This is a genomic window from Streptococcus sp. UBA3373, assembly GCF_002360305.1.
GTDB lineage: Bacteria > Bacillota > Bacilli > Lactobacillales > Streptococcaceae > Streptococcus > Streptococcus alactolyticus.
Map to the genome: position 1 here is coordinate 6,465 of NZ_DEQF01000008.1, position 19,174 is coordinate 25,638.

Consider the following 19,174-nt stretch of genomic DNA (forward strand, 5'->3'; position numbering starts at 1 on the left):
CAAGCTTTTCGTGTATTTTTTGTGTATTACTGTAAGAAGGAGAGTGTGTGTGTTGTCTATTATTTAACCGAACCACCTGTGATGCCTTCAACGTAGTATTTTTGCATAAACATGAAGAGCAAGGTGATTGGGATAGCAATGATAACCGAACCAGCCGTGAATGACATGAACCATTCATTGATGGTATCTTGTTCAAGCATTGAGAAGAGTCCGATAGCGACAGTGTATTTACTTGTCGCATCACCAAGGATAACTTTGGCAAAGATGAAGTCAATCCAAGGTCCGATAAAGGCCATCAAAGCAGTGTAAACGATAATTGGTTTTGATAGTGGCAAGGTGATTTTAAAGAAAATATCAGCGCGTGTTGCTCCATCAATCATTGCTGATTCATCAAGTGAATACGGGATGGTATCAAAGAAGCCTTTAGCAATGTAGAAACCGAGTGCGGCACCAGCTGAATAAACCAAAATCAAGGCTAGTAGGGTTTGGTCAAGGTTGAATGCCTTTAAGATGTAGTAAACGGCAATCATACTCATGAAACCCGGGAACATATTCAAGACAAGGGCAATTTTAAGGAAACCATTGCGGTGTTTGAATTTGATACGGCTCAATGAGTAAGCCATGGCTACTGTGATAAAGGTTGAAATGATACATGAAACGGTTGCAACGTACAAGGTGTTTAAGAACCATTGCCCAAAAGGAAAGGCACTTGACGTAAAGAGCTTGATGTAGTTATCCAGTGTCCATGTTTTTGGAATAAGGTAGTTAACATACGCCGTTCCTTCGCCACGAAAACTGGTTAAGACAACCCAAATGATAGGGAAAAGCCAAATGATTGATAAAACAATCAATAAAATATAAACAAATGTTAGTGTTAATCGCTTTTTGTTTTTCATTATTTTGCAACCCCTTCTTTATAAGAACTTGTTCTTGTATAAGCTAGAAGACTGAAGACTGCAGAAAGAACAAAGATGATGATACCGATAACAGAAGCTAGGTTGTAGTCTGCCGCGGTAACGGTCAGTTTGTAGAGCCAAGTAACCAGCAAGTCTGTGCTACCTGCTTGGTAGTAGTTTGAGTTTGTTGGTCCTCCACCTGTTAGCAGATAGATAACGTTGAAGTTATTGATGTTTCCAATAAACTGTTGAATCAAGTTTGGCATCATCACCAACAAAATTTGTGGGAAGGTAATTGATTTGAAGATTTGGAACTTACTTGCTCCGTCAATTTCAGCCGCTTCGATTTGTTCTTGTGGCAAGTTCATGATGATACCAGTTGCAACAAGCATTGTTACTGGAATACCAACCCACATATTCACGATGATAATTGAGAATTTCGCCCAAATAGGGTCTGATAAGAATGGAAGTGGATTTGCTGCTGAAATCAACCCAATTTTTTCAAGAATGGCATTAACAGGACCAGCATCGTTAAGCAAGTTTCTCATGATAAGAAGAGAGATGAACTGCGGAACGGCGATGGTAATAACAAAGATTGTTCGCCATAATTTTTTAAATCGCAAGCCTTTAGTGTTGATGATCAAAGCCAAGACAATACCAAAGAAGAAGTTGGTTACAGTAGCAAATACCGCCCAAATCAATGTCCATGATAGAACAGGGAAGAAAGTTCCCGCCATGCGTCCATTGAAGATGCTACCAAAGTTAGAGAAACCGACCCAGTCAAATAAGCTTTTAGGTGGCAAGTGGTTGTGGTCGTAGTTGGTGAAGGCCAAACAAATCATGTAAATCAATGGCAAGACAGTGAACAAAAGCACTCCTAGCAATGGAATAGCCATCAAAGTCATGTGGAAACGACCGTTAGCCAAGGTTTCAAAATCTTCTTTAAAAGATGGAATTTTTAAATGTTCCTTGTCCAAAACATACAAATTACGGGCGCTTTTTAGGTTACACCAGTAAATATAGACAAAGAAAAGACAGAAAATCAAAGAAGCCAAACCAAAAATGAGGAGCAGCATTGAGTTGTCACCCTCCATGGCAACCTTCATCTTAATTCCGCCGACATCTTTTTCCACCAAACCTTGAGCATTTGTTCCCAAAGTAATCAAGCCGTTAATACTTGGAATGACCTGAGTCACAAAGGTGATTAAAAAGAGTATCTCAGACAGTAAGAATAACAAGCCTTTGATAAACTGTTTATGATAGAGATTTGAAAATCCCATTATTAAAAATGACAGTTTTGTATCAAAGCCACCTTTTTTGAAAGCCTCTTGAACCGTCACACTGTCAAAATGATGTGAGTTAAACATACAAAGCTCCTTTATATTACTGAAAAAATAAAGTGGGGAAGCACTTCCCCACTTTACATATGTCTTATTTAGCTGCTGCTAAATCTGCATCAAATTCTTGTAATTTCGTGAGGTATTCACTACTTTGAATTTTACCATTATAGACATCACTTAAAAGAGCAGCACTTTCAGTCCAGAAAGTAGTCATTTGACTAAGTTTAGGTGTAACGACTGTGTAGTCAGAAGATGAAGCCATTGTGATAACAGCTTGTGCTAATTCATTAGATTGTACTTTATCAGATTTTTGAACTGCTTTGTTTGAAGGGATGATGTTACGTCCTTCGTAAGTGAATTGATTTTCTTGACTTTCTTCGCTAGTCAACATAGATGCGAGTTTGTAAGAGGCAGCAATACGGTCAGTGTCAGAACCAGCAGGTGCTTGGTTTACAGCGAAAAGTTTCACACCAAGGAAGGCTTTTTGTTGAACGTCTTTACCACCAATGTTGATTTTTGGATAAACAGCGATACCAAGATTGTCTTTACCAACAGCTTCTTGAGCAGCTGACAAGTCCCATGGTCCTGTTTCGATAGCAGCTACACTGCCATCACCAAATTTAGACATTGTGTTTTCAGCAGTTGTATTGACGAAACCGCTGTTGTTTTTCTGGTCAGCAATCCATTCAAGAACAGAAACACCAGCTTCGTTTGCCCAGTTTGTACCGTCAACAGTTTCACCGTTTTCACCAAACAAAGTATCACCAACAGACATGAACAATGGAGCAGTGTCATAAGCGTTCATAGATTTGAAGGTATCACCAAATGTTGCTTTAGTTGTGATGGTTTCATAGTTCTTCACATCATCCGCAGACAATTTGCTCTTATTATAGAAGAGTACCTGTGATTCAATACCAAATGGGAAAGCATAAGTTTTACCATTGTATTGTGCGCCGGCAATCGCTTGCTCAGTTGCTTGTTCGCTAATTTCTTTAGCGTAATCATCTGGAATTTCTTGGATAACACCAGATTCAACTAACTGACCAAGTTGGTCGTGTGGAAGTGAAAAGACGTCTGCAGCTTTTTCAGGGTCTTTTTTAACGTTTTCCTGAGCTTTAGAGTCGTTTGATTCGATGATGTTGACTTTGTAGCCAGATTCATCTTCGAATTTCTTCACGATTTCTTCGTAAGAGGCTTTAGCGCCTGTTGGAACCCACAATTTAATTGTTTTATCAGATGATGACGAACTTGATGATTCCGATGATGAGGAATTCGAACAAGCCACTAACACACTACTAGCAAGTGTTAGGCCAGCGCCAGCAAGGAACAATTTTTTCCAGGTATTCTTCTTCTTCATGTTTTCCCTCCTAGAGAAAGATTTTTAATATTTTTACACTTACTATTATGCAACCGTTTGCAGTTATTGTTAATAACTTTTTTGAAAAAATTTTAATTTATTTTCAAACATACCCCTAAATTATAACAAAATGTAATCGAATACAATATTTTAGTTATAGGTTTTGTATTGTTTTTAAAAATAAATCTATATAATTAAAATAAAAGAGTATATTTTGTTAAGCAAACGGTTGCCTGAAAAATATCTATTGGGTATAATGGGTAACAAAAGAGTTGATAAAGATTTTACATTATCTTGTCAGTTTACGGATTCTAGTATAAAATGAAAAAGGAAAAGGAGAACTAGATGGTTACAATTAAAGATGTCGCGGCTAAGGCGGGGGTCAATCCCTCAACCGTCAGTCGTGTGTTAAAAGACAATAAATCCATTTCTCAAAAAACAAAAGACAAGGTGCGACAGGCTATGGCTGAATTGGGTTATGTGCCAAATGTCGCTGCACAAATGTTGGCAAGCGGTTTAACCTATAATATAGGCTTGATTTTTCCGCCTCTGCTAACTCCTGACCGCCTTAGTGAACCCTTCTTTATGCAAATTCTTTCTACTATTACAAGTGAAGCAAAATTGCATGATTTTACTGTTTCAATTGCAACAGGGATGACCGTTGATGAATTAGAAGAACAGGTGAAATTGATGTACCGCCAAAAGCGTGTGGATGGTTTTATCGTTTTATATTCTGACCCTGAAGACCCTGTTCGTCGTTACTTGATGGATAATAAGGTTCCTTTTGTTATCGTTGGTGCACCTGAAGGTTATGAAAATGACATTACCTATATTGATAATGATAACCAGTTGATGGGAAGACGGGCTGTTGAGTACTTATATGAAAAAGGGCATCACAACCTTTTGTTTGTGACCGATGACTTGCAATCTGAAGTATCAGCAGAACGTTATTTTGGTTACTTGCGTGGCACAGAAAAATTAGGCTTGAAAAGCCAGCCAGCTCTCTTGTTTGACCGTAGAGAGCCTATGGTTATAGAATCCTTCATTCAACAGATTAAGGAGCAAGAAGCTACAGCCTTGATTGTAATTGCCGATACAATATCTGTTCGCATCACGCAATTGTTGCATTACTACCAATTAAGTGTGCCAGATGATATTTCGATTATTACCTTTAACAACTCTTCTTATTCAACCTTGATTCATCCTTATTTGACTACGTTTGACATTAATATTACAAATTTAGGTCGAATCAGTTTTAGAAGGTTACTAGAATTGATAAAATCACCGAAAACATCTATCACTGAAAAAATCATAGTACCGTTTATTTTGCGAGAACGCGAAAGTGTGCGTCAGATTTCCGGTGAAGAATAAGTCTATTCTAATAGCATAACGAAAGCTTTTATAACTCATTTTGCTTTGAGTGATGAAAGCTTTTTTTATTTTTTAACAAAAATAGTTGACTTATGCAAACGCTTGCGTTATAATTGCAATGTAAAAAGTTTTGTTGATGAAGGAGAAAAAACGTATGAACCAACGCACAAGTGGCGTATTAATGCATATTACATCACTTCCTGGCACTCAGGGAGTAGGAACGTTCGGAAAAGAGGCGTATGAATTTGTTGATTTCCTAGTGGAAACAGATCAAACGTACTGGCAAATTTTACCGCTGACTACAACTAGTTATGGTGATTCCCCTTATCAATCATTTTCTGCTACTGCTGGAAACACACACCTTATTGATTTAGAGCAATTGGCGGACCAAGGTTTCCTTGACCGTGCTGCATTTGAAGGTGTTAACTTTGGAGATGATGTTGAGTCAGTTGATTATGCCCGTATTTTTGACCTACGTCGTCCTATTTTAGAACAAGCCGTTAAAGGATTTTTGAGCAACCCAGCTCGTGTTGAAGAATTAGCACAATTTGAGCAAGAAGCAGATTGGGTACAAGATTACGCTGATTTCATGGCAATCAAAGAATCATTTGATAACAAAGCCTTGCAAGAGTGGGATGATAAAGCAATTGTTAGAAGAGAAGAACAAGCGCTCAACGCTTACCGCGAGCAATTGAAAGATGCGATTTTATACCACAAAGTAACCCAATATTTCTTCTATCAACAATGGGCTGAATTGAAACGTTATGCTAACCAAAAAGGCATCCAAATCATTGGAGATATGCCAATTTACGTTTCTGCAGACAGTGTAGAAGTTTGGACAATGCCTGAACTCTTCAAAGTAGATGCTGAAAAGAATCCACTTTGCATCGCAGGTGTACCAGCTGATGAATTTAGTGATGACGGTCAGCTTTGGGGCAATCCAATCTATGCATGGGAAAATCACGCTAAAACCAACTATGCTTGGTGGGTTTACCGTATCAAAGAAGGCTTCAAGTTGTACGATTTATTGCGTATTGACCACTTCAAAGGCTTCTCAGACTACTGGGAAATCCGCGGTGACTACCAATCAGCAAACGACGGTAGCTGGCAACCAGGTCCAGGGCGTGCCTTGTTTGATGTCGTGAAAGAAGAATTAGGTGACTTACCAATCATCGCTGAAAACCTTGGTTACATTGATGAAAAAGCGGACCAACTTTTGAAAGATACTGCTTTCCCAGGTATGAAGATTCTAGAATTTGGTTTCTACGATGTTGAAGGTAAGAGTATCGACGCACCACACAACTGCGACGTGAATAGTGTTGCTTACAACGGTACACACGATAACGAAGTGGTTAACGGCTGGTATGCTAATTTAACAGAAGAACAACAAGCTTTTGTGGATGCATACACACACCGTTGTGACAATGAACCAATCACACAAGCTATGCTACGTACTTTGTTTGCAACAGTTAGTCACATTGCGATTGCGACAATGCAAGACTTGCTTGACAAACCTGCAGAAAGCCGCATGAACATTCCAAATACTGTTGGTGGCAACTGGCAATGGCGTATGCGCAAAGAAGATTTGACGGATGACCGCAAAGCCTTCTTGAAAGACATTACAGCGCTTTACTGTCGTAAAAACCCAAATAAAGGATAAGAAAAAGTAAAGGATATACACATGACTACTACATTTACAAACTATCTTGAACATAAAGGACAAACACTTGCTGACATGAGCAACGAAGATATTTACGTCGCTCTTTTACACTTCGTGAAAGAACTAGCTGCAGAAAAACCAAAAAATACAGCTAAACGTAAAGTCTACTACATCTCAGCTGAATTCCTTATCGGAAAACTCTTGTCAAACAACCTAATCAACCTTGGTATCTATAAGGAAGTTAAGAATGAATTGGCAGCAGCAGGCAAATCAATTGCTGAAGTGGAAGATGTTGAATTAGAACCATCTCTTGGTAATGGTGGACTTGGACGTTTGGCATCATGCTTCATCGATTCAATGTCAACACTTGGCATCAACGGTGAAGGTGTCGGGCTTAACTACCACTGTGGATTGTTCAAACAAGTTTTCGTGGACAATCAACAAGAAGCAGAAGCTAACTACTGGATTGAAGACGATTCTTGGTTGGTTCCAACAGATATTAGCTACGATGTGCCATTCAAAGATTTCACGCTTAAATCACGCCTAGACCGTATTGATGTTTTGGGTTACAAACGTGATACGAAAAACTATCTCAACTTGTTTGATATCGATGGTTTGGATTATGGTTTGATTCACGATGGTATTTCATTTGATAAAACAGAAATCAAGAAAAACTTGACGCTCTTCCTTTACCCAGATGATTCTGATAAAAACGGTGAATTGCTTCGTATTTACCAACAATATTTCATGGTATCTAACGCAGCACAATTGTTGATTGATGAGGCTATCGAACGCGGTTCTAACTTGCACGATTTGGCAGATTACGCTTATGTTCAAATCAACGACACACACCCATCAATGGTTATCCCAGAATTGATTCGTCTATTGACTGAAAAACATGACATTGCCTTTGATGAAGCTGTTGCTATCGTGAAAAACATGGTTGGTTACACAAACCACACAATCTTGGCAGAAGCCCTTGAAAAATGGCCTCTTGACTACCTAAACGAAGTTGTACCACACTTGGTAACAATCATCGAACAATTAAATGAACTTATTGCTAGTGAATACAGTGACCCAGCTGTTCAAATCATTGACGAATCAGGTCGTGTTCACATGGCACACATGGATATTCACTTCTCAACTTCAGTAAACGGGGTTGCAGCCCTCCACACTGAAATCCTTAAAAACAGTGAATTGAAGCCTTTCTACGATATTTACCCTGAAAAATTCAATAACAAAACAAATGGTATCACTTTCCGTCGCTGGTTAGAATTTGCCAACCAAGACTTGGCGGATTACTTGAAAGAGCTTATCGGTGACGACTACTTGACTGATGCGACTAAGCTTGAAAAATTATTGGCTTATGCAGATGACGAAAGCGTTCATGCTAAACTAGCTGAAATCAAGCACAACAATAAATTGGCCTTGAAACGTTACCTCAAAGAAAACAAAGGTATCGAGTTGGATGAAAACTCAATCATCGATACTCAAATCAAACGTTTCCACGAGTACAAACGTCAACAAATGAACGCTCTTTATGTGATTCATAAATACCTTGAAATCAAACGTGGTAAGTTGCCAGAACGCAAAGTAACGGTTGTCTTCGGTGGTAAAGCAGCTCCTGCCTACACTATCGCTCAAGATATTATTCACTTGATCCTTTGCTTGTCAGAATTGATCAACAACGATCCAGAAGTGAACCAATACCTCAACGTTTTCTTGGTAGAAAACTACAATGTAACCGTTGCTGAGCACTTGATTCCTGCGACAGATATTTCTGAACAAATCTCATTGGCATCTAAAGAAGCTTCTGGTACTGGTAACATGAAATTCATGCTTAACGGTGCTTTGACACTTGGAACAATGGATGGTGCCAACGTCGAAATCGCTGAATTAGCTGGTATGGATAATATTTATACATTTGGTAAAGATTCTGATACGATTATTGACCTTTATGCAACAGAAGGCTATGTTTCAAAAGATTACTACGAAAACGATGCCGTTATCAAAGAAGCAGTGGACTTCATTGTGAGCGACGATGTGGTTAAACTTGGTAACGCAGAGCGTCTAGAGCGTCTTTACAATGAACTTATCAATAAAGACTGGTTCATGACGTTGATTGACCTTAAAGAATACATCGCTGTCAAAGAACAAATGCTTGCAGACTACGAAGACCAAAAAGTTTGGATGACAAAAGTCATCAAAAACATTGCAAAAGCTGGATTCTTCTCATCAGATAGAACAATCGAACAATACAACGACGAAATCTGGCACAGCAAATAAGCTTAAAAATGACCTAATCATTATGATTAGGTCATTTTTTGTCTGAATGATGATAGAAATATAAGTTTTATGCATTTTTATTCAAAAAATGATTGACAAATTCCTTAAAAGCAGCTAAAATAAAGAAAAAACTAATAAACGGAGAATAAATATGAAAATCAAAAAATTAGTATTAGGGATTCTTGGTTTAGCTTTGTTCATGACTTTGACAGCTTGTGGCAGCTCGTCTAATGAAAACCTTCAAGAAAAAATTGAGAAAAAAGGCAAACTCGTTGTCGCTATGAGCCCAGACTATGCTCCATTTGAATTTAAAGCTTTGGTGGACGGTAAAGATACCGTTGTCGGTGCTGATGTGCAATTGGCTCAAGCGATTGCAGACGAATTGGGAGTAAAATTGGAAATTTCATCAATGAGCTTTGATAACGTGCTATCAAGCCTTCAAACAGGTAAGGCAGATATGGCGATTTCAGGTTTGTCACCAACAGAAGCTCGTAAAAAAGTTTACGATTTCTCAGATCCCTACTATGAAGATGAAAATGCCATCTTGGTAAAAGCTAGCGACGTTGACAAGTATACCTCAATTGATAGTTTGTCTGGAGCAAAAGTAGCTGTTCAAAAAGGAACTGTCGAAGAAGACTTGGCTAAAAAGCAATTGGAAAATGCAAACATCATTTCATTGACATCAATGGGTGAAGCTATCAATGAATTGAAATCAGGACAAGTTCAAGCTGTTGACCTTGAAAAACCTGTTGCAGAAGGTTACTTGGATCAAAACCCAGATTTGGCTTTAGCAAGCTTTGCGCTTAAAACAGGTGATGGTGATGCCAAAGCTGTAGCTATGCCAAAAGACAGTGGTGAATTGGTTGATACCGTTAACAAAGTCATCAAAAAACTAAGAGATGAAGGTAAATACCAACAATTCATTTCAGACGCTGCTAAATTGACTGGAAGCAGCAGCGACGAATAACATCAATAGTTTAAGGACCTTTTGAGGTCTTTTTTTGTGAGCGTTTTGATTGCTTTTTTTTAAAAAGTAGGTAAGGTATGACTCATAAAAAGCCATAAAAGAGGGAGATTAGAGATGAATTACCTTGCTCAAGTGATGCTGTATGTTGACCATACAGAAAAGTTGTGCTCAATTTTGTGTGGATAAACTAAGTTTTACATTAAAACAAACCATGCCTGGACCAGATGGTACAAAGATATTTGTCTTAAGTCCGACACCTGAGGCAGAAACAGCTATTGTCTTGCTGGATAAAGAGGCAGTAGCAGCTTACTCACCAGAACTTGTTTTAGTCACCCCATCTTTGATGTTTCATTGTGACGATGTCGCCTTAAAGCGTGAAGAACTTTTAAAAGCTGGCGTTCACGTGGGTGCAAATAGGAAAAACTTTGGCTTGTAATTTTTGTAATCCCGAGGGATATTATTTCGCTTTTTCTGAGTAAGCAAAAAAGCGACCACTTGAAAAGTAGCCGCTTAGGAGATTATGAAAAAGAAAGTTTATTAGGATTGTCTACAGTATAGAGTTCTTTCCTTAAAGAAGTCATAAGTTTGGGAATAAAAAACATGTTTTCAAAAAATAAATACATTTTTATGCACGTAAGGATTGACCTTTTTTCATAATTTTGGTATTCTTATTAAGAACGTGTAAATGTTACATTATCTTGAGGAGGTGAGACACATGTCAAAAACAGTAGTACGTAAAAACGAATCTTTAGACGACGCACTTCGCCGTTTCAAACGTTCTGTGACTAAAGCTGGGACTCTTCAAGAATCACGCAAACGTGAATTCTACGAAAAACCTTCTGTAAAACGTAAACGCAAATCAGAAGCAGCTCGCAAACGTAAAAAATTCTAATAAAATCTTGGATAAAAAAGAAGAGACGCTAGGCGTCTCTTTTGTCATTCTTATTTTTCTTTTAACAAATCACGAATTTCTGTAAGCAATTCTTCTTGAGTCGGTGCTGCATCTTCTTCGGCATCTTCTTGGTTTTGTTTGCCTAGAGATGTTGCGACATTAGCTGCTTTGACGATGAAAAATAGGGTTGTACCGACAATCAAGAAGTTAAGAACGGCACTAAGAAAGCTACCATAAGCCACACCATTCCAAGATAACTCAGTGATTTGCTCAACCCCAGCAGCTTTCAAAGCGGGTGTTAGGAAGAGTGGTGTAATCACATCTTCAACGAGTGAAGTGATGATGGCATTAAAAGCAGCCGCAACAATCACGGCAACAGCAAGGTCTAAGACGTTAGCCTTAAACAAAAAATCCCTCAATTCCTTTATCATAAGAAACTTCCTAAAAAAATAAAACGCTTACAATAGTATTATACCAAAAAAGTGGCAAAAATGCTCTAAATATGCTAAATTCTAAAAAATTTACAAAAAACCTTGAAAATGGTATAATAAGTTTCAAAAGTATAATGGGATTAGTGTGTGGAGGTGATGTTTTTGGCAATCGACAAAGAATTAATTTCCGAGATTAAAGGTCACGTGAATATTGTGGAAGTCATCGGTGAAGTTGTTGATTTGACACGTGCTGGTCGTCATTATGTTGGCTTATGCCCTTTTCATAAAGAGAAAACCCCATCCTTCAACGTGGTTGAGGATAAGCAGTTCTTTCACTGTTTTGGCTGCGGAAAATCAGGGGATGTTTACAAATTTGTAGAAGAATACCGCCAAGTTAGTTTTTTAGATAGTGTGCGCCTGCTAGCAAAACGTGCAGGTATTACCATACCAAATGATAGACCGCAACAAGTTGAAACCAGGACCCAAAACCCTAATCAATTGTTGTTAGATATTCAAAAGGATGCGGCTAAGTTTTACAGTGCCGTCTTGAAAACGACAAAAGAAGGGCAAGAAGCTAAGGCTTATTTACATAGTCGTGGTCTAACAGACGATGTGATTGATTATTTTAACATTGGTTTGTCGCCCAAGGGCTCTGATTTTCTCTACCAATCTCTCTCAAAACATTACGATGAAAAGGTTTTGATGAACTCAGGTCTTTTTAATTTCTCTGAGCAATCAAACCGTTTCTACGATGCTTTTCAAAATCGTATCATGTTTCCTTTGACAAATGACAAGGGGCGGATTGTTGCCTTTTCAGGGCGCATTTGGTCACGAGAAGATGTGGAAAGTCAGCAAGCAAAGTACAAGAACACGCGTTCTACCGTTATTTTTAATAAATCGTACGAACTGTACCACTTGGATAAGGCACGTCCTAGTGTGAGTAAGACCCATGAAGTTTACCTAATGGAAGGTTTCATGGATGTGATTGCAGCTTACCGTTCAGGAATTGATAATGCAGTAGCTTCTATGGGGACTGCTTTGACACCTGAACATGTCAGCCATTTGAAACGCTATGCTAAGAAAGTGGTTTTGACCTATGATGGTGATGCGGCCGGACAGCACGCTATTGCTAAATCTTTGGAACTGTTGAAGGGGTTGGATGTTGAGATTGTCAGTCTACCTGATAGAATGGATCCAGACGAATTTGTTCACAAAAATTCACCTCAGGCTTTGGCTAATTTATTAGAAAATTACCGTATTAGCAGCACGGAATTTCTGATTCATTACTTGAAGCCTGAAAATAGCGATAACTTGCAATCAGAAATTGCTTACGTGGAACAAATTTCAAAGATTATCGCGCAAACTCCTTCTATTACGGCTCAAAATTCGTATATTAGTATGGTGGCTGATTTGCTCCCTGATTTTGATTACTATCAGATCGAGCAATCTGTCAACAATGAACGCTTACAAAACCGTTCTGCCATGCAGGGTAATTATGCCAAACAGGCTGTGACAGTAGTGGAGTTGCCCATTTCAAAAAAAATCTCTGCTATTACAAGAGCAGAGTGCCAGCTCATGCACCGTCTATTAACGCATGATTACCTGCTTAATGGATTTCGCAGTAACGATCTATTTGCCTTTGATACTAAGGAATTGCAGGTTTTATATAACTTATTGTTGCAAGAAGGGGAGTTGGATTCCTATGATTTGGCACAATTAGATGAATCAACGCGTCAAATGTATTACCGCGTTTTAGAAGAAAATTTACCAGATGAGATTTCAACGAATGAAATAGAAGAGATTATCGACCGTCGCAATCGTCTTCTCCAAGAGCGTGAATTGCAAAAACAAGGCAAACTTGTTCGTGAATCGAGCCATCTTGGAGATGTGGATACTGCACTAGCAGCTTTAGAAAATCTCATTGCTCAAAAAAGAAATATGGAATAGAGGAAAATATGGCAAAAGAAAAAGAAATCACAACCTTTAATGTTCAAGTTGCAGAATTTATTCGTAATCATAAAAAGGATGGAACAGCCATTGATGATGAGGTTACTGAAAAATTAGTTATTCCATTTTCATTGGATGCTGATCAAATTGATGACCTTCTAGAGCGTTTAACGGATGGTGGTATTTCCATCACAGACAAGGAAGGTAATCCTTCAAGCAAGTACGTTGTGGAAGAACCAAAGCCAGAAGAATTGACTGACGAAGAGTTGCTTGGTAGCAATTCTGCTAAGGTCAATGACCCTGTCCGTATGTACCTTAAAGAAATTGGTGTTGTTCCTTTGCTTACTAGCGAGGAAGAAAAAGAATTGGCGGTTGCCGTTGCTAAAGGTGACCTTCAAGCCAAACAGCGTTTGGCAGAAGCAAACTTGCGTTTGGTGGTTTCTATTGCCAAACGTTACGTTGGTCGTGGGATGCAGTTCCTTGATTTGATCCAAGAAGGCAATATGGGCTTGATGAAAGCCGTTGATAAATTTGACTACTCAAAAGGGTTCAAATTCTCAACTTATGCGACTTGGTGGATTCGTCAAGCGATCACGCGTGCTATTGCTGACCAAGCCCGTACTATTCGTATCCCTGTTCACATGGTAGAAACCATTAACAAATTGGTTCGTGAACAACGTAACCTCCTTCAAGAGCTTGGACAAGATCCAACGCCAGAACAAATCGCTGAACGCATGGACATGACACCTGACAAGGTTCGCGAAATCTTGAAAATTGCTCAAGAACCTGTTTCTTTGGAAACCCCAATCGGTGAAGAAGATGACAGCCACCTAGGTGATTTCATTGAAGATGAAGTGATTGAAAATCCAGTGGACTACACAACGCGTGTCGTTCTTCGTGAACAATTGGATGAAGTGTTAGACACCTTGACTGACCGTGAAGAAAATGTCTTGCGCTTGCGTTTTGGATTGGATGATGGTAAAATGCGTACTTTAGAAGATGTCGGAAAAGTCTTTAACGTTACGCGTGAACGTATCCGTCAAATTGAAGCGAAAGCTCTTCGTAAATTACGCCATCCAAGCCGTAGTAAACAACTACGTGACTTTATTGAAGACTAATGAGTGAGAGGTTTGCCTATGTTAGAACAAAAGTACACTGAGGAAGAAGTTGCTAAAATCAAAGATCGTATTCTTGAAGCTTTGGAAATGGTTATTGATCCAGAGTTGGGAATTGATATTGTGAATCTTGGCCTTGTTTATGAAATTCGTTTCAACCAAGATGGTCATACAGAAATTGATATGACCTTAACAACAATGGGTTGCCCTTTGGCTGACCTTTTGACAGACCAAATTCATGATGCGATGCGTGATATTCCTGAAGTCACTAAGACAGAAGTGAAGTTGGTTTGGTATCCTGCTTGGACAGTTGATAAGATGAGCCGCTATGCTCGCATTGCTCTAGGCATTCGATAATAGATGAAAGAACAGCAAGAGCCTTGCTGTTCTTTTTTGAATTATTAGTGCTTTTTTCAGTAAAATAGTGTAAAATGAAAGGGAATGAAGTAAAGGAGAAAGACTTGTTATGATTTTAATTACAGGTGCTAATGGTCAATTAGGTTCAGAAATGCGTCATTTATTGGACGAACGTGATGAAGAATACGTTGCAGTTGACGTTGCCGAAATGGACATCACAGACAGCGAAAAAGTGGATAAAGTATTTGCTGAAGTAAAACCAACTCTTATTTACCACTGTGCTGCCTACACTGCAGTTGATGCGGCAGAAGATGAAGGTAAAGAATTGGACTACGCCATCAACGTGACAGGAACTGAAATTATTGCTAAAGCAGCTGCAAAATACGGCGCAACACTTGTTTACGTTTCTACAGACTACGTTTTTGATGGTGACAAGCCAGTCGGAGAAGAATGGGAAGTTGACGACAAAGCGAACCCTCAAACAGAATACGGTCGCACAAAACGTTTGGGTGAAGAAGCAGTTGAAAAATACTTGGATAACTACTATATCATCCGTACAGCTTGGGTATTTAGTAACTACGGTAAAAACTTTGTCTTTACCATGCAAAACCTTGCTAAAACACATGATACCTTAACTGTCGTTAATGACCAACATGGTCGCCCAACATGGACACGCACCCTGGCAGAATTCATGACTTACTTGACTGAAAACCAAAAAGCATTTGGTTACTACCATTTGTCAAATGACGCTGATGAAGACACTACATGGTATGATTTCGCAGTTGAGATTTTGAAAGATACAGATGTGCTTGTTAAACCAGTTGATTCAAGTCAATTTCCAGCAAAAGCAAAACGTCCATTTAACTCAACACTTAGCCTTAAAAAAGCCAAAGAAACTGGTTTTGTGATTCCAACATGGCAAGATGCCTTGAAAGAATTTTACAGACAAGAAGTGAAAGAGTAATCACTACCTTTTGAACAGGGTAGGAATCTGGTGAATAATCAGATTCCTTTTTTATTTAGCCAGCCTATGTAAAATGTGGTATAATGGAAAATGATTGTATTTTAAAGATAGAGAGGTCTGCTATGCAACACGTTTTTATCATTGGAAGTCGCGGGCTGCCTGCAAAATATGGTGGCTTTGAGACTTTTGTTGAGGAATTGGTTACACATAAACAAAGTGCAGACGTGTATTACCATGTGGCCTGTCTAAGCGATAAAGAACACCATACACATTTTCAGTATGCGGGTGCAGATTGTTTTACCATTAAGGCGCCTAAGCTTGGTCCAGCGCGTGTCATTGCTTATGACATGATGGCTATCAATTATAGTCTTCAAATGGTGAAAAAAGAACAGATTGCGCATCCTATTTTTTATGTTTTGGGAAATACGATTGGCGCTTTTATTGATCCTTTCATTCGAAACATCCACGCTGTCGGAGGGCAGTTGTTTATCAATCCAGATGGTCTTGAATGGAAACGGTCAAAATGGTCAAAACCCGTCCAATGGTATTTAAAACAGTCTGAAAAAATTATGGCAACATCAGCTGATTTGGTGATTTCAGATAACGTTGGTATAGAGGAGTATATTAAAACCTCTTATCCTAGTGCCAAAACAACCTTTATTGCTTACGGAACAGACTTACAAAAATCGGCATTAAGCCCTGAGAGTGCTAAAGTGCAGGAGTGGTTTCAGCAATGGCACATTAAAGAGAAGGGGTATTATCTGATTGTTGGGCGTTTTGTGCCTGAAAACAATTACGAAACAGCTATCCGTGAATTTATGGCGTCAGATACCAAGCGTAAACTAGTCATCATTTGCAACCACGAGGGCAATGATTATTTTGACACCTTGAAACGCTTGACGCATTTTGACAAGGATGAGCGAATTCGCTTCGTGGGAACGGTTTATGACCGTGAGTTGTTGACCTATATTCGTGAAAATGCTTTTGCTTACATTCATGGTCATGAGGTTGGTGGTACCAATCCAGGCTTGTTGGAAGCTTTGGGGCACACGAATCTTAATCTGGTTTATAATGTTCCCTTTAACCAATCAGTGGCATCTGCTAGTGCCCTGTATTGGACAAAATCGTCTGGCAATCTTGCGCAGTTGATTAACGATGTGGACCAACACCAGGATTTTGCCGAATACGGCAGGCGTGCGCGTGCGATTATTACAGAACATTACACGTGGGAAAAAATAGTAGGAGAGTATGAGGCACTGTTTTTAAATGAAAATTAATATTCTCATGTCCACCTACAATGGGGAGATGTTTTTAGCCGACCAAATCAAAAGTATTCAAAATCAAACGGTTAAGGACTGGACATTATACATCCGCGATGATGGCTCGAGTGATAAGACAAGAGATATTATTAACGCATACGCCCAAGCCGATTCACGGATTGTCTTTATCAATCCCGAACATCAAAACAATTTGGGAGTGATTCGAAATTTCTACACGCTTTTAAAACATAGCGAAGCAGATTATTATTTCTTTTCTGATCAGGATGATATTTGGTTAGAAAACAAGCTTGAGGTGACATTAGCAAAAGCCAAAGCGTATCCGTCTGATAAGCCTTTGTTGGTTTATACGGATTTGAAAATTGTCAATCAGGAATTGACCGTGCTGCACGAGAGCATGATTAAGACGCAGTCTGACCATGCTAATACCGAACTTGTTCAAGAATTGACTGAAAATACGGTTACTGGCGGAACCATGATGATCAATCACGCTCTTGCCCAGTATTGGAATGAGTCAGATCATCTGTTGATGCATGATTGGTATTTAGCACTTGTGGCTAGTGCAATGGGGTCGCTTATTTATATTGATACCCCGACTGAATTGTATCGCCAACACGATCACAATGTGCTTGGAGCTCGCACATGGACCAAGCGCATGAGGAACTGGTTAAGACCTCATAAGCTTGTGGCGAAGTATTGGTGGCTGATTGATTCGAGCCAAGAGCAGGCAAAGTTGTTGTTACATTTACCTTTGTCGCCTGAAAATAGGCAATTGGTCAATGCTTTCACAACGCTTTTAGAACAGTCTTTATTTCAGCGCATAGCCATCTTAAGAAAATATAATTTACGAAAAAATAGAACGTTTCATACTCTTGTGTTTAGAACATTAATCATTACCAAATTTGGTTATAGGAGAAAACGATGACATTTTTTAGCAAAAAAAACAGAATATTACTAAATGAAATGGTCAAAACGGATTTTAAACTGCGTTATCAGGGGAGTTTGGTTGGTCATTTGTGGTCAATTTTGAAACCTTTGATGCTGTTTACCATCATGTATTTGGTCTTTATCCGCTTTTTACGTCTAGATGATGGGACACCGCACTATGCCATTGGTGTCTTGCTTGGGATGGTGACGTGGTCATTTTTCCAAGAAGCAACTAGTATGGGAATGGTTTCCATTGTTAGTCGAGGCGACTTGCTACGGAAACTGAACTTTTCAAAGGAAATTATTGTTATTTCATCTGTTGTTGGGGCTGCTATCAACTACGGTATTAACTTGCTAGTTGTGTTTGTCTTTGCCTTGATTAATGGGGTGCAACCAGACTGGAAATTCTTGGTGATCATTCCCTTATTTATTGAATTAGCCTTACTTTCAGCAGGGATAGCCTTTATTTTATCAACCTTATTTGTTAAATACCGCGACTTGGGTCCTATTTGGGAAGTTGTCATGCAAGCTGGTATGTATGCAACCCCTGTTATCTATTCTTTAACATTTATTCTTCAAAAAAATCAAGTGACTATTGCTAAGTTAATGATGCTTAATCCGTTAGCTCAGATTATCCAAGATTTGCGTCATTACATTGTTTACTCAGGAAGCATGCGTGGTTGGGACTTGTATAACCACCATATTTGGGCACTTATCCCATACTTATTGCCGATTGTTATTTTTGCGATTGGGTATGCTATTTTCCATAGAAATGCTAAGAAATTTGCGGAGATTTTATAATGTCAGAGAAAGAAATTGCAGTAAAAGTTGATCATGTTAGTAAAGATTTTAGATTACCAACAGAAGCAACTCAAAGTTTACGTACAGCGTTAGTTAATCGTTTCAGAGGAATTAAAGGTTACCGTGAACAACATGTTTTGAAAGACATTTCATTTGATGTTTATAAAGGTGATTTCTTTGGGATTGTTGGTAGAAATGGTTCAGGAAAATCAACGCTTTTGAAAATCATTTCTCAAATTTACGTTCCTGAAAAAGGGACTGTTACCGTAGATGGTAAAATGGTGTCTTTCATTGAATTGGGTGTTGGTTTTAACCCTGAATTAACAGGACGTGAAAACGTGTATATGAACGGTGCGATGCTTGGTTTTACAACTGAAGAAATTGATGCCATGTATGGCGACATCGTTGAATTTGCAGAACTTGAAGATTTTATGAACCAAAAACTCAAAAATTATTCAAGTGGTATGCAGGTGCGTCTAGCCTTTTCTGTTGCGATTAAAGCGCAAGGAGATGTCCTAATCCTTGACGAAGTGCTTGCGGTTGGTGACGAAGCCTTCCAACGAAAATGTAACGATTACTTCATGGA

17 protein-coding genes and 1 pseudogene are annotated in these 19,174 nt (G+C 38.8%); 14 read left to right on the plus strand and 4 right to left on the minus strand.

Features of this window, described 5'->3' with window-relative positions; genetic code table 11:
* Positions 1-59: 59 nt before the first annotated feature.
* From B3R79_RS01455 to B3R79_RS01465, 3 genes are all read right to left on the minus strand, one after another.
* Entirely contained in the window at positions 60-896 is an 837-nt protein-coding gene (locus tag B3R79_RS01455) for a sugar ABC transporter permease (RefSeq protein WP_293693346.1), read from the minus strand.
* The gene (locus tag B3R79_RS01460) at positions 896-2,263 is read right to left on the minus strand and encodes a carbohydrate ABC transporter permease (RefSeq protein WP_293693348.1); all 1,368 of its coding nucleotides are present in this window, start codon (positions 2,261-2,263) and stop codon (positions 896-898) included. Before B3R79_RS01460 ends, B3R79_RS01455 begins: the two co-directional genes overlap by 1 nt.
* Before the next feature lie 64 nt (positions 2,264-2,327).
* Complete coding sequence (locus B3R79_RS01465; RefSeq protein WP_293693349.1) at positions 2,328-3,593, minus strand: extracellular solute-binding protein; 1,266 nt, start codon at positions 3,591-3,593, stop codon at positions 2,328-2,330.
* A gap of 345 nt (positions 3,594-3,938) precedes the next feature.
* On the opposite strand from B3R79_RS01465, the gene B3R79_RS01470 reads away from it, so the two are divergent.
* The 6 genes from B3R79_RS01470 (at position 3,939) to rpsU (ending at position 10,769) form a co-directional block, all read left to right on the plus strand.
* Entirely contained in the window at positions 3,939-4,964 is a 1,026-nt protein-coding gene (locus tag B3R79_RS01470; protein ID WP_293693351.1) for a LacI family DNA-binding transcriptional regulator, read from the plus strand.
* 154 nt (positions 4,965-5,118) lie between these two features.
* The gene (gene malQ, locus B3R79_RS01475; RefSeq protein WP_264879704.1) at positions 5,119-6,624 is read left to right on the plus strand and encodes a 4-alpha-glucanotransferase; all 1,506 of its coding nucleotides are present in this window, start codon (positions 5,119-5,121) and stop codon (positions 6,622-6,624) included.
* A 21-nt stretch (positions 6,625-6,645) separates the two neighbouring features.
* The gene (gene glgP, locus B3R79_RS01480; protein ID WP_293693353.1) at positions 6,646-8,910 is read left to right on the plus strand and encodes a glycogen/starch/alpha-glucan family phosphorylase; all 2,265 of its coding nucleotides are present in this window, start codon (positions 6,646-6,648) and stop codon (positions 8,908-8,910) included.
* A 151-nt stretch (positions 8,911-9,061) separates the two neighbouring features.
* Complete coding sequence (locus tag B3R79_RS01485; protein ID WP_293693355.1) at positions 9,062-9,877, plus strand: ABC transporter substrate-binding protein; 816 nt, start codon at positions 9,062-9,064, stop codon at positions 9,875-9,877.
* Positions 9,878-10,055: 178 nt separating this feature from the next.
* Positions 10,056-10,313: a hypothetical protein gene (locus B3R79_RS01490; RefSeq protein WP_293693357.1), complete on the plus strand. Its 258-nt coding sequence runs from the start codon at positions 10,056-10,058 to the stop codon at positions 10,311-10,313.
* Between the two features lie 279 nt (positions 10,314-10,592).
* Entirely contained in the window at positions 10,593-10,769 is a 177-nt protein-coding gene (gene rpsU, locus B3R79_RS01495) for a 30S ribosomal protein S21 (RefSeq protein WP_000048058.1), read from the plus strand.
* Positions 10,770-10,819: 50 nt separating this feature from the next.
* On the opposite strand, the gene mscL is transcribed toward rpsU, so the two are convergent.
* Positions 10,820-11,200 carry a large conductance mechanosensitive channel protein MscL gene (gene mscL, locus B3R79_RS01500; RefSeq protein ID WP_168260585.1) on the minus strand — a complete coding sequence of 127 codons (381 nt, stop codon included), beginning with the start codon at positions 11,198-11,200 and terminating at the stop codon, positions 10,820-10,822.
* Positions 11,201-11,334: 134 nt separating this feature from the next.
* On the opposite strand from mscL, the pseudogene dnaG reads away from it, so the two are divergent.
* The 8 genes and pseudogenes from dnaG to B3R79_RS01540 form a co-directional block, all read left to right on the plus strand.
* A pseudogene (gene dnaG / locus B3R79_RS01505) lies at positions 11,335-13,147 on the plus strand (DNA primase).
* A gap of 8 nt (positions 13,148-13,155) precedes the next feature.
* Positions 13,156-14,265: an RNA polymerase sigma factor RpoD gene (gene rpoD / locus B3R79_RS01510; RefSeq protein ID WP_168260587.1), complete on the plus strand. Its 1,110-nt coding sequence runs from the start codon at positions 13,156-13,158 to the stop codon at positions 14,263-14,265.
* An 18-nt stretch (positions 14,266-14,283) separates the two neighbouring features.
* Positions 14,284-14,619 (plus strand): metal-sulfur cluster assembly factor, encoded by a 336-nt coding sequence (locus B3R79_RS01515; RefSeq protein WP_168260588.1) that lies wholly within the window; start codon positions 14,284-14,286, stop codon positions 14,617-14,619.
* A 109-nt stretch (positions 14,620-14,728) separates the two neighbouring features.
* The gene (rfbD, locus tag B3R79_RS01520) at positions 14,729-15,583 is read left to right on the plus strand and encodes a dTDP-4-dehydrorhamnose reductase (protein WP_154454695.1); all 855 of its coding nucleotides are present in this window, start codon (positions 14,729-14,731) and stop codon (positions 15,581-15,583) included.
* Positions 15,584-15,705: 122 nt separating this feature from the next.
* Positions 15,706-16,860: a beta 1-4 rhamnosyltransferase Cps2T gene (gene cps2T / locus B3R79_RS01525; protein WP_293693362.1), complete on the plus strand. Its 1,155-nt coding sequence runs from the start codon at positions 15,706-15,708 to the stop codon at positions 16,858-16,860.
* The gene (locus B3R79_RS01530; RefSeq protein WP_293693364.1) at positions 16,850-17,785 is read left to right on the plus strand and encodes a glycosyltransferase family 2 protein; all 936 of its coding nucleotides are present in this window, start codon (positions 16,850-16,852) and stop codon (positions 17,783-17,785) included. Before cps2T ends, B3R79_RS01530 begins: the two co-directional genes overlap by 11 nt.
* Positions 17,782-18,588, plus strand: coding sequence for an ABC transporter permease (locus B3R79_RS01535; RefSeq protein WP_168260598.1), 807 nt, complete (start codon positions 17,782-17,784; stop codon positions 18,586-18,588). Before B3R79_RS01530 ends, B3R79_RS01535 begins: the two co-directional genes overlap by 4 nt.
* The coding region (locus B3R79_RS01540) for an ABC transporter ATP-binding protein (RefSeq protein WP_293693367.1) at positions 18,588-19,174 on the plus strand (587 nt) is incomplete at its 3' end. The genes B3R79_RS01535 and B3R79_RS01540, both read left to right, overlap by 1 nt.

Coding starts and splice junctions, on each gene's coding strand:
- B3R79_RS01485 (WP_293693355.1), top strand. CDS start 9,062: ATGAAAATCAAAAAATTAGTATTAGGGATTCTTGGTTTAGCTTTGTTC.
- B3R79_RS01530 (WP_293693364.1), top strand. CDS start 16,850: ATGAAAATTAATATTCTCATGTCCACCTACAATGGGGAGATGTTTTTA.
- rfbD (WP_154454695.1), top strand. CDS start 14,729: ATGATTTTAATTACAGGTGCTAATGGTCAATTAGGTTCAGAAATGCGT.
- malQ (WP_264879704.1), top strand. CDS start 5,119: ATGAACCAACGCACAAGTGGCGTATTAATGCATATTACATCACTTCCT.
- B3R79_RS01465 (WP_293693349.1), bottom strand. CDS start 3,593: ATGAAGAAGAAGAATACCTGGAAAAAATTGTTCCTTGCTGGCGCTGGC.
- rpsU (WP_000048058.1), top strand. CDS start 10,593: ATGTCAAAAACAGTAGTACGTAAAAACGAATCTTTAGACGACGCACTT.
- B3R79_RS01535 (WP_168260598.1), top strand. CDS start 17,782: ATGACATTTTTTAGCAAAAAAAACAGAATATTACTAAATGAAATGGTC.
- B3R79_RS01460 (WP_293693348.1), bottom strand. CDS start 2,263: ATGTTTAACTCACATCATTTTGACAGTGTGACGGTTCAAGAGGCTTTC.
- B3R79_RS01515 (WP_168260588.1), top strand. CDS start 14,284: ATGTTAGAACAAAAGTACACTGAGGAAGAAGTTGCTAAAATCAAAGAT.
- B3R79_RS01455 (WP_293693346.1), bottom strand. CDS start 896: ATGAAAAACAAAAAGCGATTAACACTAACATTTGTTTATATTTTATTG.
- mscL (WP_168260585.1), bottom strand. CDS start 11,200: ATGATAAAGGAATTGAGGGATTTTTTGTTTAAGGCTAACGTCTTAGAC.
- B3R79_RS01470 (WP_293693351.1), top strand. CDS start 3,939: ATGGTTACAATTAAAGATGTCGCGGCTAAGGCGGGGGTCAATCCCTCA.
- glgP (WP_293693353.1), top strand. CDS start 6,646: ATGACTACTACATTTACAAACTATCTTGAACATAAAGGACAAACACTT.
- cps2T (WP_293693362.1), top strand. CDS start 15,706: ATGCAACACGTTTTTATCATTGGAAGTCGCGGGCTGCCTGCAAAATAT.
- rpoD (WP_168260587.1), top strand. CDS start 13,156: ATGGCAAAAGAAAAAGAAATCACAACCTTTAATGTTCAAGTTGCAGAA.